This window comes from Rhodococcus sp. P1Y, assembly GCF_003641205.1.
Classification (GTDB): domain Bacteria; phylum Actinomycetota; class Actinomycetes; order Mycobacteriales; family Mycobacteriaceae; genus Rhodococcoides.
Window position 1 is genome coordinate 1,411,933 of sequence record NZ_CP032762.1, and the last position, 14,002, is coordinate 1,425,934.

Sequence of the window (14,002 nt, forward strand, 5' to 3'; positions counted from 1 at the left end):
CAACGCGCGGTTACTGGAGAACAGTGTCTTTGGTTTCGGGTAAGGCATAGGTACTGAGCAGACTGACGAGAACGAGCAGCGCAAGCATCAAGCCGATGGCCCAGCTTCCGAATGCTACGAGGAGGACGCCAGCTACGAGTGGTGGTATAGCTCCACCGATAATGCCGCCCAGGTTGAAAGCAAGTCCCGCGCCTGTGTATCGATATCGTGTTGCGAACACTTCGGGAATGAACGACGCCATTGGTCCGTAAGAAACACCGAGGATCGCGAAGGTGCCGATGATGCCGACCCCGAACAGGACTGGTGAGCCGGTGTCGAGAAGGGGAAGCACTGCAAATGACCATGGGAGGCCTAGAGCGAATCCGGTCAAGATGAGCTTCCGGCGTCCGTATTTGTCGCACAGGTAGGCGGAGATTGCCGTCAGGAGCATGAGCGATACACCGCCGCAGATACCGATGATCAGTATCAAGGTGCGCGGATGGCCGAGTTGGGTGCTCGCGTACCCGGTGAGGTAGGTGCCGCCCATGAAACTGAAGGTGAACACGCCGGTCATACACCCAGCGCCGAGCGCTACCTGGCGAGCTTGGTGGCTGAAGAGGTCGGCAAAGGGCGCTCGGGAATCTGCTTTGGTCCGTTCCTGCTCCTCGCGGAATACTGGTGTTTCTTCTATGTTCAGTCTCACGTATAGAGCTACGACGATGAGAACTGCGCTGAAGAGGAACGGCACCCGCCAGCCCCACTCCAGAAATGCCGGACTTTTCTCTCCGATAGTCAGATTGGCTGACAGAAATACAAGGTTGCTCAAGACAAGTCCGGACCCGACACCCAACTGGGTGAACATGCCGTACCGGCCGCGTTTCGACGGTGGTGCGTATTCTGCGCTCAAGAGCGCTGCCCCCGCCCATTCGCCGCCTACTGCGAATCCCTGAAGCAAGCGGAGGGTCAGCAGGAGAATCGGCGCAGCGACACCTATCGTTGCTGCACTTGGCACAAGGCCGACCGCGACCGTTGACAATCCCATTATCAGCAGTGTCGCGATGAGCGTTTTCTTACGACCGAGTCGGTCGCCGAAATGTCCGAAAACCGCCGCCCCGACTGGCCGCGAGAAGAACGCGACTGCAAAAGTGGCAAATGATGCGATCGTCGCCATAGCTGGAGACAGTTCGGGAAAGAAAACATGCGGGAAAATCAAAGCCGCAGCCGTCCCGTAAATGTAGAAATCGTAATACTCGATTGCAGTCCCAACATAGCTGGCAAAAGCCACTCGTTTCATCGAAGGTGGCGTCGATGTCGGCGGCTGGGTCACAGCCTGCGTGTTCTCGATCATGCGGAGTTTTGGTCCTGACTCTCGTGGGAAACGGATACCGCTCGTGTGGGAATCACCGCATCCTGCGATCTGGGGTGTGTCGCAGGTAACAGTTCCTGTAGGAGGCTAACTCTGGCCTTTCCTACTGTCACGTCACCTTTCGAGCCGTCAGCGCTCGGAAATGTCGATCGGAGCGGGACACGACGTGCGCACGGCCCTGTGAGAAAGCCGAATAATGCCAGCTCAATGGCGCTGTGCGTTGGCTCTCGCTCGTGTGGAGTATGAGTTTCGACTGCAGGTTGCGACCGCTGTCGGCGTTGGTACTAGTACTACGAACGCTAGCCCACCGTCCGCCCACTCTGGTGGCCGCTCGGCATTCCGAAATCGATCGTGCGAAAGTCCTGAGCCCGGATCGCGTCCGTGGCACTATCGGACCGGTAGGTCGGGAACCCACACCTTCGGAGCGCCATCATGTACACGACAACGACCCGCGCAGTACTCGCCGCCGCCGCGGCAATCCCTCTCTGTCTCGCCGTTGCTGCACCCGCAAGCGCTGCACCTGGAGACGTCACGTATTCCGCCACCACTAACGGCAACACGATCACCAGCACCTTCACCAACAACTCAGACCAGCCGATGTTTTGTGAGTACGGCGGCTATTACGAGCCGCTGGGTGCAGATACTCCGGTCACGGAAGCCAACTTCGTGTTCAGGGAAGAAATTGGTCCGATCCTCCCCGGACAATCCGGAACGGAGATCGTCGGTGACCTGACAGTCGGCGAAGAGATCTTCGTCGAATGGGCTTGCATCGCGGAGGACCGAAGCGAGGTGTGGGGAACTCCAGCGATCGAAAACGTCGACATACTCGAGGGCGGCCCATACGATCCGACCTTCCGTGCAACCCGGGTCATCGTCGGCGTGAGTGTTGTGCCTGGATCACCGATCGGTGTCTGCACGGGTTCGGCATGTCTCCCTACCGGATCGTTCGGATTCTGATTCCGAAGCGCTCAACCCGAAGCCGCCTGAGCGACGACGGGTCAGTCTGAGGGTCCGCATGCAAACTAAACCGGAGAAGGTCGGTCGACTGGGGGAGTGACTGTGGCGATCGTAGTTGTTCCGTTGTCGTGCACGGTCACAACGTAGATGATGTCACCGGAAGGTGTTGCGAGGATGAGTTCCGTCCTTCCCTCGCCCAGGACGATCGTGGTGACGTCTCCGGTTGCAACTTCGACAATCGACATGCTGCTCTCGTCCAAGGCACCACGCGGTGACCAGTGCGCGACGTAGACATACCGACCATCGAGGGTGGCATCCACGCTCGAGTTCACGACCCCGACCTGTAGGTTCTTCGTGCTCCCGTCCGGTTCGACGATGACGACGCCGCCGGAATATACAGTGTAGAAAGTCGATGCGTCATAGCCGAGCGTTTGCGAGAGGATTGGTCGATCGACCTCGACTGTCGTGTAGTCACCGGAGTCGAGATCTATGACTGCGATTGTTCCCGTGACGCGTCCGTTGACTGGCGTCGCTATGGGGTACACGGCTCCCGACGCATATATCGTTGTGCCATCTGCAGTTTCGATGATTGACGGCTGCGACCCGGTGGGGATGATTCTCGCTTCGCCAGTGTCGATATCGACAATGGTGACCGCTCCGCCCTGTGGATAGCTGCCGGAAACCGGCATCTCGCTGACGACTATTGCCCGTGTCCCATCGGTACTGAACAGAACGTCGCGTGGGCTGTATGTGATCGATGTTCTAGTCTGACTCCCGCTTGCCGTGTCGAGGATCGTGAGGTCGCCAGCATCTCCAGTTCGATAGGTTGTGACCAGGATTGTGGAACCGTCAGTGCTGACTGCCATTTGGCTGCTCGACCCGGCTACCGAGAACGTCGTGGTGGCACCTGTCGAATTTTCGAGAACCCTGATCCAGGTTGTGGAGTTCGATCCGTCGAAGGTCACGTTCCTGACAACGAGGTACTCTCCGTCGTCGCTTATTTCTAGCTCTTGTATGTTGCCATTCGCTTGTACGGTTGTCGTTGTTCCGGTCGCAGTCTCGATAAGCGTGGCGGAGCGAGTTCTCGAGAGGGAGTCGGATTCGATGGCAGCGACGTACCGCCCGTCGTTGCTGATCACCAGCGTGACCGGGTTGCCCGCGAGGGTCACGGTACGTGCGCTTCCGGTCGCGGTGTCGATAATCGTTACCTGCCCTTCACCGGTCGCCGCGTTGTAGCTGTTGACTGCGACTACGGCACCGTCCTCGCTGATGGCGATCGATCCCGGATCACCGTCGATGGCGAAGGTGCGATGGTCCCCATCCGCTGAGTTGCGAAATATCGTGACCTGACCGGTCGAGGTGGTCGAGTCGTACGTACTCATTGCAAAGTAAGTTCTATCGGGTGTCTCGACGTACTCCTCGTACGCACCGGTTAGGTCGATCGACCCAGTTGTGTACGGGCTCGTAAACGGCACTGACACAGACACATCGACGGAACCACCGTGCCCGTCGGACGCGGTGATGACTATTCGTTCGACCTTGTTGAAGGCCGGTACATCCGCCTCTGCGGCATCGAGACGCGTTGCCAAGGTCGGGGTGTAGGTGTATGTACCGTTTCCGTTGTCCACCAGGGTCCCCAGCGTGGTGCCGCTAGTGCTGGTGAGGCTGTAGGTGAGAGGGTCCCCATCGGGGTCGATCGCGCGGGGCGTGATGACGACGGCGCCGGTGGTGGGGTCGGGTGTTCCGACGGTCGCGACAAAAATGTTGTACGGGGCGGCATTCGCCGGTTGCACGGTGAAGGTGACGGTCAACGGGACCGTGGAGCCGTGACCGTCGTCGGCGACGATGGTGATGGTTTCGGTGTCGGGCGTTGTCGTCGCGGCTGCCGCGTGACGTGTTGCCAGGGACGGTGTGTAGGTGAGGGTTCCGTTTGCATTGCGCACCAACGTCCCTGGAGTGACTCCGGTACTGCTCGAGACGGTGTAGGTAATTACATCGAAGTAGTCGGGATCTGTGAGGTTGGGGGTGATGACGACAGCGCCCGTGGTGGGATTGGGCGCCCCGACGGTAGGGCTCTGGGTGCTGACTATCGGCGCGTTCGCGGGGACGATCGTCAGTGTGGCCGTCAGGGCGACAGTGCCGCCGTGCCCGTCCGTGGCGGTGAACGTCATTGTGTCGGTGACAGGTGTAGTCGAGGCGGCAGCGTCGTGACGAGTTTGCAGAGAGGGCGTGTAGGTGAGCGTGCCGTTTCCGTTGTCCACCAGAAACCCTGAAACGAACCCGGTGCCGTTCGTGAGTTGGTAGGTGATGGGGTCCCCGTCGGCATCGGTGAGATTCGGCGTGATGAGGACGGCGCCGGTGTTCGGATCCGGAAGGCCCACAGTCAGGGGACCGGTAGACGTCGGTGTGGTGTTCGTGCTCACCAGAGGGACGATGACGGTCGACGGAGTCGCGCCGCCGTGTCCGTCGGTGGCCGTAAGGGTAAGTACCTCGTAGCTTTGCAATGTGCTCTGTGCGGCGGCGTGGCGGGTCTCTGCTGTCGGCGTGTAGGTGAGGGTTCCGTTCCCGTTGTTCACTAGGGTCCCCGCTGTGGGTTCCGTGGTGGACGTGACCGAATAGGTGAGGGGATCCCCATCAGGATCGGTGAAATCGGGAGTGATGATCACCGCGCCGGTGATGGGGTCGGGTGCGCTGACGATGAGATACTCGCTGCCGACCGGCGCTTCGTTAGCCGGGACAACGGTGAACGTGACGGTCACCGGCACTGTGGAGCCGTGTCCGTCGTCTCCGGTCAGAACGATGGTCTCGGTGACGGGTGAGGTGGCAGCAGCTGCATTGTGTCTCGTCTCGTCCGAGGGTGTGTAGGAGTAGAGCCCCTCGCCGAGATCGATCAACGTCCCCGGGGTGGTGGCGTTGCTGCTGGTGACGGTGTACGTGACCGGGTCTCTGTTCGGGTCGGTCAGGTTCGGGCGAATGTGGACTGCGCCGGTGGTCGCGTCGGGCCGGAAGACGAGGATGGGTCCGCCGAAATCCGGTGCGTCGTTGGACGGGGCCACGGTGACGCCGACGGTCAGTGGAACGCTGGAGCCGTGACCGTCGTCGGCGATGACGGTGATGGTCTCGGTGTCGGGCCCGGTCGTGCCGGCTGCGTCGTGCCGGGTTGGCTGTGACGGGGTGTAGGTGAGTGTGCCATTGCCGTTGCGCACCAACGTCCCTGGGTTTAGAGCGTTACTGCCCGCAAGTGTGTACGTGAGTGCGTCGCCGTCGGGATCGGTGAGGTTAGGGGTGATGATGACCGCGCCGGTCACCGGGTCGGGTGCGCCGACGACGGGACTCTGGGTGCTGGTCGGTGCAGCATTGGACAGAACGACTGTGAAACTGACTGTCACCGGTACGGCGCCGCCGCGTCCATCGCTGGCGGTGAGCGTGATCGTTTCGCTATCGGAGGTGGTGGTCGCCGCGGCAGCATGTCGGGTTGGCTGTGACGGGGTGTACGTGAGAGTGCCGTTGCCGTTGTTCACCAACGTGCCGCCGGACGGCCCGTTGCTGCCCGCGAGCGAGTAGGAGATGAGGTCCCCGTTGGGATCGCTGAGGTTGGGTGTGATGACCACTGCGCCGGTGGTCGGATCGGGGCCACCAACGGTCGCGGGCGCAGTCGAGATCGGTGCCGTGTTCGTCGGGCCCGTCGTGATACGTACCGGAACGGTGGTGGTGTGGCCTGCCCCGGACCTGAACCATTGGAAAGGAGCTCCGAGGTGGAGATGGAAAGGATTGTTCGCATCGCTGGCTGTGACGATGAAACTGTCATCGATACCGTCGGCGGCCGTTCCTGGGTTGGGTGTGTAGACGAAGGCGCCGGTAACGCGGTCGACGACCACTGTGCCTTGGTCGGGCTGGTCGGTCACCGTGTAGGTCAGCCGCGTGTGGTCTGCGTCCCGTGCGCTCACGTATCCGGTGACCTGGCCGGTGTTGGGATCCTGCCCTGTCGTAACTGAGCCGGCGGCGACCGGTGTGGCGTTGAAGAACAGCTCCGAAGTGAATCGGCGGCTCCAGGTCACCAAAGCCCACGCCAGTGGAGGCGCAGCCGGAGCTACCGGATTCTGCCCGATTGGCAGGCCCGGCAGTCCGAAAAGAGCAAGAGCCGCTGTCACCTGACGGCCGATGGTGTCCGCAGCAGTTCGCATCTGGGTTTGCTGTGCGGCAAGGGCGGACTGCATGGTTCCGTAGACCTGATTGAACTCGGTGACCGAGGTGGTGTGCTGGACGACGGGCTGGCCGGTCCAGGTGGCGTTGGCGAGCCTCACTTCAATCGGTTCTGTCTGAGCCGCGCCGGCGGTTGCGCTGGGCCCTCCCTGTGGCGGAGCCACACTCTCGTCGGCGTCCTCCTGGGTCGAGGCTGGTGGGGTGAATGCATCACCGTTCCCCGACGTAGAAGTCGTCCCGTCGCTACTGGGTTCGTCCTCCGCCCCGCTTTCTCTTGGTTGAGTTTCGACTTCGTCGGTCGTCTCGCTTTCTTCGGATGGGTAGCCGTCTTGAACAGGGGCCTCGGGTGCAGACTCCTCCTCGGTCGGGGGTGTTTCCTCGGCCGGCGGCGCGGTGTCGGTGTCGGTGTCGGTGACATCGTCGGTCGGGGGCTCGGACTCCGACGGTTCGTCGTTGGCGGGCGTGGGGCCCGAACCATCTTCCGAATCGGGTTCGGGCGTAGCCACCTCAGCGGTTGGAGCGCTCTCCTCGTCTGAACTGACCTCATCCGCCTCATGTGTGCTCGACAATTCCGAAGACTCACTCGCATCGGAACCGCCGGGCGCCGCATATGCGACACCCGTCCCACCGGTAGCCAACGCGGCTCCCACTCCGATGGCAGCGGCAATCAAACGAATGTTGTGTTCACGCGAAGTCTTCATGTCGGCCTTCGAGAAGTGAGAGATGGGCGAATTGGAATCCAGCACAGGCGACGCCAGTCAGGCAACGGTCGGTTTCGTCGCTGTAGTCTCAGTGGAAGTTTGACCGATTTAAATGCACTGTTAGACAGTGTGTTTGGGAAATCCAGTGCTTCAGGGCGAGTTCAGTGTCGCGTGACTTCTGCGGGTGGGTAGACCGAGCATCGGGATTCACCTCTTCTGAAAGTAGCTAAGGGCGACGGATCCCGATTTCCATAACGCCAAGTCTTGATTTCTATCGGACTATATGCCGGTCCTGATGTTTGCGCAACCGTGGATAAAGCATCGAAAAGTGGTACGTGCGTTCGGATTAGAAGAATGCATTCTGGTGCGGGCGAACCAGAATTACCTTATCCGCCGAACAACTTGCAGACTGCAACTAGTGAATTGTTTAGCGTAGTAAAAAGGTCTGTTGCAAATAGATTCGTTTCTCTGCACGCGACTCCGTTTGCGCTGGCGTGACTCGACAGATGCATCGCAGAAAGTCATCGCGCTTCTCGCGTCACTCGAAGTCGTCAATGGCCCGAACCTAGACGCAAGCTCGGCTGCGGGGCGAGAGGGCTCGACCGCAATCATGGTGCAGTTGCACCGCGACTGCGGCGCTCGATGTCAGAAGCCGAACGACCCTGTGGGTAGGCAGGCCGAGCCCGAGCACACTGGATCCGGTCCTGGCAGAACATCTTCGGGCACGGTGATATCGACGGCGGTTGCGGTCGGTCCACCCGGCAGTTCTGCGGCCGGAGTTCCCCACGCCTCGTTCACGCCGTCTGGTTGGTTGTACTCGCGGCACGCCCATTCGATCGTGTATTCACCGTCCGCTACCACCGGGTCGGTCAGCACGACGGTCGTGGCCGGAGCAATGGACGAGTCGTCGACGTAGAGGCCCGGGTCGGTGTAGTCGTCGCTGACGTAGTCATCCACGGCCCCGAAGCCGCAGTAGGAGGGGTTGGCCCCTCCTGCAAGGGTGAATGTTCCGGTGACGGTGTTCACCCCGGCTGACGTCACTGCCTGGGAGAATACGACGGTAACGTCCTCTGGTGCCGCTGCAGCAGGTGCTGCTACGGCAAAGAAGAGGGGGATGGCCGCACAGGCCCCGAGCGCAGCGGTCGTGGTCTTACGCATCTGATCACTCCGTTGGGTGCGTGGGTGTCCCGACCCATGGGCGATTGTGCCACGGACGTATGTCCGATGTGGCGCTTCTGGCATCGGACGTCGTCGGCCGTCAACCAGCCGCGCGCCAGGTGATGAGAATGCGGTTGTACAGAAGTCGCCGTACACGGGCTTGGGGAAGTACGGCGTGGGTGTTGTCGCGGAGCTGGCGGAGCGTTTCCGGTGGCGGCCAGCTGATCGGTGCGGTGTGCCTCCAACTGCCTCGAACCCGTTTGATCGCTGCGGTCGTCACCCATGTGACAAACCAATAGGTGCTTCGCGCACAGAGGGTTTCACGAAAGTGACGAGAGCGAGAGTTCCGCCCGGCCGTACCAACGTCGCCAGCCGTTGGAGGGCGATGCGGGTCTCCCCGAGATGGTGAAGGGTGGCATTGGACACCACCGCGTCGAAGCTGTGCTCGGGTAGATCGGCCGTGTTGACGTCCCCGTTCAACCAGTGAACGGAGGCGTCCGGGAATCGATCCTGTGCGCGCTGCAGAACCGGCCCATCGATGTCCAGTGCAATTACCCATGCAACGCGTCTGGATAGGCGGGCGGCCAGGAATCCGTCACCGCACCCGATGTCGAGAACACTGCGCGCGTCGGCTGGAACCAACGAGTCGAGCAAGCCGTCGTAGTGAATGTTTATGTTCCATAGGCGCTCTGGGCTGCTGTCGGGTGCACATGTCATGAAGTAGGGGCTCTCTCACAGGCGAATATGGCGTGCCGCCAAGGACAGTCGGCGGACTTGATAACGGCTCGGCGACGGGCGCAGACGGCTCGATGGAAGTTTCGCGGTCACCCCAGGTGAGCGACTGTCTGTTTCGGTCACTCTGAGTGTGCGACTGTCTGTTTCGGTCACTTGGAGTGTGCGACTGTCTCATTCGGTCACTCTGAGTGTGCGAATGTCTCATTCGGTCACCTCAGGCAGGTTCAAGTGTGCGAATGTCCCATTCGGTCACCCCGGAGTACCTGGAAGCCCTAACTCGACGGGTGCGAGGACCAGGCACCGTCCGAACGACGCTACTGCACAGTTCCGATGTTGGGGTTGTAGCGAGGCTTCCGATCCCAATCGACGTCGTCGACGCTCGTCGACTGTGTCTCGGTCGTCGGCAGTACATCGGCGGGGAGTTGTCGCCACCGCGCGCGCGGGTCGACGTCGTCCTCTGAGCTGGCGTGCTCGTCGTCCATCGGCTCAATTTACACCCGAAGTTGTGTGCACGACGCCGGCTCGTCGACCTCCGTCCCAGTGTCGATGCCCTTATCTCGAACAGGCGACAAACCCTTCCAGCAGCTAAGGTTCTGTGCATGTCACGAACGCCTTCTCGGCTGAGAACCCGTCTCGTATCCGTTGCTGCCGCGGTCGGTATTGCCGCAGGCTCCGTTGTTGCGGGCGCTGCGCCCGCAGCTGCTGCGCCGGGATCGGGTTTCGGCTTCGCCGCAGGCGGGACGCTGCTGACCCTGCCGCAGGGAGACCTGGATCGTGAGCTGGACGCTGCCGCGAATCTGGGAGCAGAGTGGCTTCGTGTCGAGGTCAGCTGGCGCAACGTGGAGCCCCAGCTCGGCGTCTTAGACTGGTCCAATGTGGACCGAGTTATCGAGTCGGCGAATCGCCACGGCATTCAGGTCCTCGGCCTCGTGAGCTACGCGCCTTCATGGGCTCAGGTGCCCGGGCCGTGGACGTTGACGCCCGGCGGCCGCCCGGCGGACCCGCAGGCCTTCGGTAACTTCGCTGGTCGCGCCGCCGAACGGTACGCGTCGACGGTCAGTCACTGGGAGATCTGGAACGAGCCGAACCTCCCGCTGTTCTTCTCACCCATGCCCGACGTCGACGCCTATGCGGCGATCCTGCGAGCGTCCTACGGTGCGATTCACGCGGCTGTCCCCGGCGCCACCGTGATCAGCGGCGGCGTTGCGATCGGCAACAACACGGCGGTCACCATCGCGCCCGAGACGTTCGTCGACGAGCTGTACAAGCGTGGCGCTGCGAGTTACACGGACGCGATCGCCGTGCACCCCTACACCTTCCCGTTCACCCCGTACGACGACCAGCTCGGCAACTGGAACGACGTTGCCGCGGTGCGCGACGTGCTGGTACGCAACGGCGACGCCGGCAAGAAGATCTGGATCACCGAGTTCGGCGCGCCCACCGGCGTCGCTCCTGACGCCGTGAACGACGGCCAGCAGGCGCGAATTCTCGCGGACGGCATCACGGCGTCGGAGGGCGTCGACTTCACCGGCCCGATTTTCGTGTACTCGATCAGGGACAACGGCCCTGACCTTGCCGACCGTGAACAGAACTTCGGTGTGCTGCGGGGCGACTTCTCGGAGAAGCCGTCTGCAGACGTCCTGCGCAACGCCAATTAGTAGCGCGTAACCGACGTTCCGGTGGTGGGCGACCACACGATGCGCCCGCGTTCGAAGTCCACTGCCCGACTGGCTGTTCCGTTGTACGCGTACTCGTCGGTCTTGGGGAAACCAAGGACGTCCGTATAGGCGGCGAGGATGGCCCCGTACACGGCATGGGTACCGGTCGACGTCTGACTGAAAATCCGGAATCCGCCCGGGATGTCGAAGTCCTGGCGGCCGTTGGCGAATGCGTTCACCGGCACGAGCTTCCAGTAGCGAGCCAATGTTCCGACGGCGGGTGGGGAATTGAACCACCCGTTGTTGGTCAAGAACCGTGTGCCGTTCTCGTGTTCCTGTCCGAAGCCTGCGGTGAGGGCGTACACGGGGAGGACGGCACCGCCGAGCGACGGGTCGGTGTTCGCGGCGAACACCGAGCCCTCCTCACGCTGAGGCATTCCCATGCTCTGTAGAGCCTGCACACCCCAGATCGCTGTCTTCGGGGTGTAGTCGGTGCGAACTACTCCGAAGGTGTCCTCGGTGTGAGTGCTGCCCGAATTGGTGTCACGCACGGTGTAGACGTAGAACGGTCCTGCGTAGGACACCTCGGTCCACTCACGCAGGCAGGCCATGATCAGGTCGGCCTGAGCCTGCTCGGACATGACAGACGTGGGCGCGCCGTATTCGGTGATCCAAATCTTCTTTGCGCCGTCGCCCTTGGCTTTCATCATTTGGTGCATCTGCAACATCTGACGCATCGGCGAATTGTCGTAGAGCGCACCGAAGGAGAAGGGGTGCTCGAACTCGTAGGGGTGGAAGGACAATGCGTCGTAATAGCCTGCCAACCCGGCTGCGTACATCTGGGTGAGGAAATTGATGGCGTGGACTGTTCCGTCACCGTCGAACGTGGGTCCCAAAGCCCCGACTACGACCGTTGCGTTCGGGTTCGCCGTCTTGATCGCCGGGTAGGCGGCTCGCACCATCTGCGTGTAGAAGGCGGCATCGGGGTTGGGGGAGAAGAACATGCGACCGTTGGGTTCGTTCCAGAGTTCGAAGGCCGAGATCTTTCCGACGTAACGGCGGGCGCATGTCGATGCGAACGTAGCGAACAGGGCGGCCGTCTTGGGACGAGCCGTGGGCAACGGATTGGTTCCAAAGGCGGCCCACTTCGGACAGGACAGAAGGATGGCGAGGACCTGCAGGTTTCGTGCTCGAGCGGCATTGACGATGTAATCGACCATTACCCAGTCGAACGTGTTCTGGGTTGGCTGAACGAAGTACCACATGATGTCGATGCGGACGATGGTTCCACCTGAGGCGACGATGGCATCGAGCGTCGCGTTGACGTCGGTTTGCGTGCCGAAGAGAATATTCGAGCCGAGGGAGTATCCGACGGGAAAGGAATACCCGGCTGCGAGCTCCACCTCGGTCGAGGCGACACGCGTGGGACGCGTCGTGGCACCCGCGATCGCGAGTGCACCGAGACCGGCGGTAGCAGTTGCGGCGCCGATGAAGTCGCGTCGGGAATAGTCGGGCATCGGGTGTTCCTCATTTTCGAAGACCGGAGGACTGAATCGAGAAGTGGATGAACTCTCAACAGAAGTTATACACAGTCCAATTGGATTCTTCGCAACTCGCGAAATTGCGAAAGAATGATTTGAGACCATTTTTATCTTGGCTATTCTTCAATTCGGCGGTTTTGTATACCGAAACTCGGTTTGCATACTCGAGCGCGATGCGCGCGTACCGCAAACGGCCGATTAAGCTGCAATCGGTTTTATTTGCGCCGTACCTCTGCGGGGACGCCTGGCGACCACAGAATCGTGCCGAACTCGAAGTCCATCCCGGTCCGAGCGGTGTCCGGGTCCGTGTACTCGTCGGTCACGGGGAATCCGAGGGTGATGTCCCATGCTTCGAGAATGGACCCGGATACGACGTGTGTTCCGGTGTCCGGCCGGCTGAAAACCCGCAGTATGCCGTCGGATCTCAGATTCTGCATTCCGTTGATGAACATTCCGTACGGTACGCATTGAAGCTTGCGTGCGGCGGCGGCAACGGGAGCGGGGGAAGACGTGAATTCACCTCTACTCACAAACCTGGATCCGAGTTCGAATTCCTGCCCCAGGCCTTCCCCTATTCGGTAGACCGGACTTACCGGTGCGCCCAATTTCGGGTCCGCATTCGATCGAAAATACTCCGCGTCGGGACGCGCGGGGATTCCGGCGGACATGAGTGCCGTCAGTGCCGGGAGTGCGAGTTTCGGGCTGTAGTCGCTTCGTACGACGCCGAATGTGTCCTCCGGGTCGCTGGAATCGGTGTCACTGTCACGCACGGTGTACACGTAGAACGAACCGTGGAACCCGACCTCCTGCCACTGCTGTAGCGACTCGGTGAGAAGATCGGCCGCGAGTTGCTCGTCGACATCGGTTGTGGGAAAACCGTACTCGGTGATCCATATGGGCTTGTGACCGTCGCCCCTGCTGGTCATGTACGCGTGCATGGCGATCATCTGCCGCATGGGAGACGACTCGTACAGAGTGCCGTTGGCCAGCGGTGAGAGGTAGTCGTAGGGGTGGTAGGACAAGATGTCGAATGATCCCTGTGCACCCGCCGCATACATGGCCTCGAGAAATTCGAGGGGTGCGATGTTGATGTCGGACGTGTCGGTGGAACCGAGCGCTCCCGCTACGACAACAGCGGCGGGGTCTGCGGCCTTGATCTCGCGGTGTGCGTCGATGAGCATCTGTGCGTAAATGTTCGGGTCCGGCGCAGGCTCGAAGAACAACTTGCCGTTCGGTTCGTTCCAGACCTCGTAGTGCGAGATGGTGCCGCGGTAGCGATCGGCGACGAGCCCCGCGAACTTTCCGTAGCGCTCGGCGGACAACGGGCGAGCGGTGTGCTTGTCGACGGCACCCGCCCACGCCGGTGTGTTGGTGATGGTGGCGAGGACCGTGAGGCCGCGTTCGGTGGCGTACTCGACGAGTCTGTCCGTCGGTTGCCAGTCGAAGCTTCCCTCGAACGGCTCGGTGAAGGTCCAGGACACGTCGATACGGACCGAGTCGACACCGCTCGTCACCACTGTGTCGAAGATGCGGACGAGGTCGGCGTCATCGGCCCACAGGGCGGAAGACCCGAGCGAGAATCCGACCGGATGCATCGGTCTCGCAACAGGGGCGGGCTTTTCGGTCTCTGTGCTGCTGCAGGCAGCGAGAAGAAGGCTCGCAGCCGTCGCGCCGATGAAGGCCCGGCGGGTCATGCGAGTGTCG

Annotated in this window: 8 protein-coding genes and 1 pseudogene; 2 read left to right on the top strand and 7 right to left on the bottom strand. The window is 61.4% G+C overall.

Annotated elements, in window-relative coordinates:
* Window positions 1-10 precede the first annotated feature (10 nt).
* A complete protein-coding gene (locus tag D8W71_RS06705; RefSeq protein WP_201265367.1) occupies window positions 11-1,273 on the bottom strand; it encodes an MFS transporter in 1,263 nt (420 codons plus the stop codon).
* A 504-nt stretch (window positions 1,274-1,777) separates the two neighbouring features.
* On the opposite strand from D8W71_RS06705, the gene D8W71_RS06710 reads away from it, so the two are divergent.
* Window positions 1,778-2,302, top strand: a complete 525-nt coding sequence (locus tag D8W71_RS06710; protein ID WP_121112062.1) for a hypothetical protein — start codon at window positions 1,778-1,780, stop codon at window positions 2,300-2,302.
* Window positions 2,303-2,367: 65 nt separating this feature from the next.
* Here the strand turns inward: D8W71_RS06710 and D8W71_RS06715 are convergent, their stop codons facing one another.
* The 4 genes and pseudogenes from D8W71_RS06715 to D8W71_RS27300 form a co-directional block, all read right to left on the bottom strand.
* Window positions 2,368-7,206 (bottom strand): tandem-95 repeat protein, encoded by a 4,839-nt coding sequence (locus D8W71_RS06715; RefSeq protein WP_153275320.1) that lies wholly within the window; start codon window positions 7,204-7,206, stop codon window positions 2,368-2,370.
* A 645-nt stretch (window positions 7,207-7,851) separates the two neighbouring features.
* Complete coding sequence (locus D8W71_RS06720; RefSeq protein ID WP_121112065.1) at window positions 7,852-8,364, bottom strand: hypothetical protein; 513 nt, start codon at window positions 8,362-8,364, stop codon at window positions 7,852-7,854.
* 100 nt (window positions 8,365-8,464) lie between these two features.
* Window positions 8,465-9,081: pseudogene (locus D8W71_RS06725) on the bottom strand (class I SAM-dependent methyltransferase).
* 332 nt (window positions 9,082-9,413) lie between these two features.
* Window positions 9,414-9,581: a hypothetical protein gene (locus D8W71_RS27300; RefSeq protein ID WP_153275321.1), complete on the bottom strand. Its 168-nt coding sequence runs from the start codon at window positions 9,579-9,581 to the stop codon at window positions 9,414-9,416.
* 117 nt (window positions 9,582-9,698) lie between these two features.
* Between D8W71_RS27300 and D8W71_RS06730 the strand changes: the two genes are divergently transcribed.
* Window positions 9,699-10,757 carry a beta-galactosidase gene (locus D8W71_RS06730; RefSeq protein WP_153275322.1) on the top strand — a complete coding sequence of 353 codons (1,059 nt, stop codon included), beginning with the start codon at window positions 9,699-9,701 and terminating at the stop codon, window positions 10,755-10,757.
* Here the strand turns inward: D8W71_RS06730 and D8W71_RS06735 are convergent.
* Window positions 10,754-12,274, bottom strand: coding sequence for a cellulase family glycosylhydrolase (locus D8W71_RS06735; RefSeq protein WP_161965409.1), 1,521 nt, complete (start codon window positions 12,272-12,274; stop codon window positions 10,754-10,756). The two genes, D8W71_RS06730 and D8W71_RS06735, sit on opposite strands and share 4 nt — an antisense overlap.
* A gap of 239 nt (window positions 12,275-12,513) precedes the next feature.
* Window positions 12,514-13,992 carry a cellulase family glycosylhydrolase gene (locus D8W71_RS06740; RefSeq protein ID WP_121118725.1) on the bottom strand — a complete coding sequence of 493 codons (1,479 nt, stop codon included), beginning with the start codon at window positions 13,990-13,992 and terminating at the stop codon, window positions 12,514-12,516.
* Between the last annotated feature and the right edge of the window lie 10 nt (window positions 13,993-14,002).

What these genes read in the sequence shown, in the direction of transcription:
- D8W71_RS06705 (WP_201265367.1), bottom strand. Translation starts at nt 1,273, where the DNA reads ATGAAACGAGTGGCTTTTGCCAGCTATGTTGGGACTGCAATCGAGTAT.
- D8W71_RS06735 (WP_161965409.1), bottom strand. Translation starts at nt 12,274, where the DNA reads ATGCCCGACTATTCCCGACGCGACTTCATCGGCGCCGCAACTGCTACC.
- D8W71_RS06720 (WP_121112065.1), bottom strand. Translation starts at nt 8,364, where the DNA reads ATGCGTAAGACCACGACCGCTGCGCTCGGGGCCTGTGCGGCCATCCCC.
- D8W71_RS06740 (WP_121118725.1), bottom strand. Translation starts at nt 13,992, where the DNA reads ATGACCCGCCGGGCCTTCATCGGCGCGACGGCTGCGAGCCTTCTTCTC.
- D8W71_RS06730 (WP_153275322.1), top strand. Translation starts at nt 9,699, where the DNA reads ATGTCACGAACGCCTTCTCGGCTGAGAACCCGTCTCGTATCCGTTGCT.
- D8W71_RS06710 (WP_121112062.1), top strand. Translation starts at nt 1,778, where the DNA reads ATGTACACGACAACGACCCGCGCAGTACTCGCCGCCGCCGCGGCAATC.
- D8W71_RS27300 (WP_153275321.1), bottom strand. Translation starts at nt 9,581, where the DNA reads ATGGACGACGAGCACGCCAGCTCAGAGGACGACGTCGACCCGCGCGCG.
- D8W71_RS06715 (WP_153275320.1), bottom strand. Translation starts at nt 7,206, where the DNA reads ATGAAGACTTCGCGTGAACACAACATTCGTTTGATTGCCGCTGCCATC.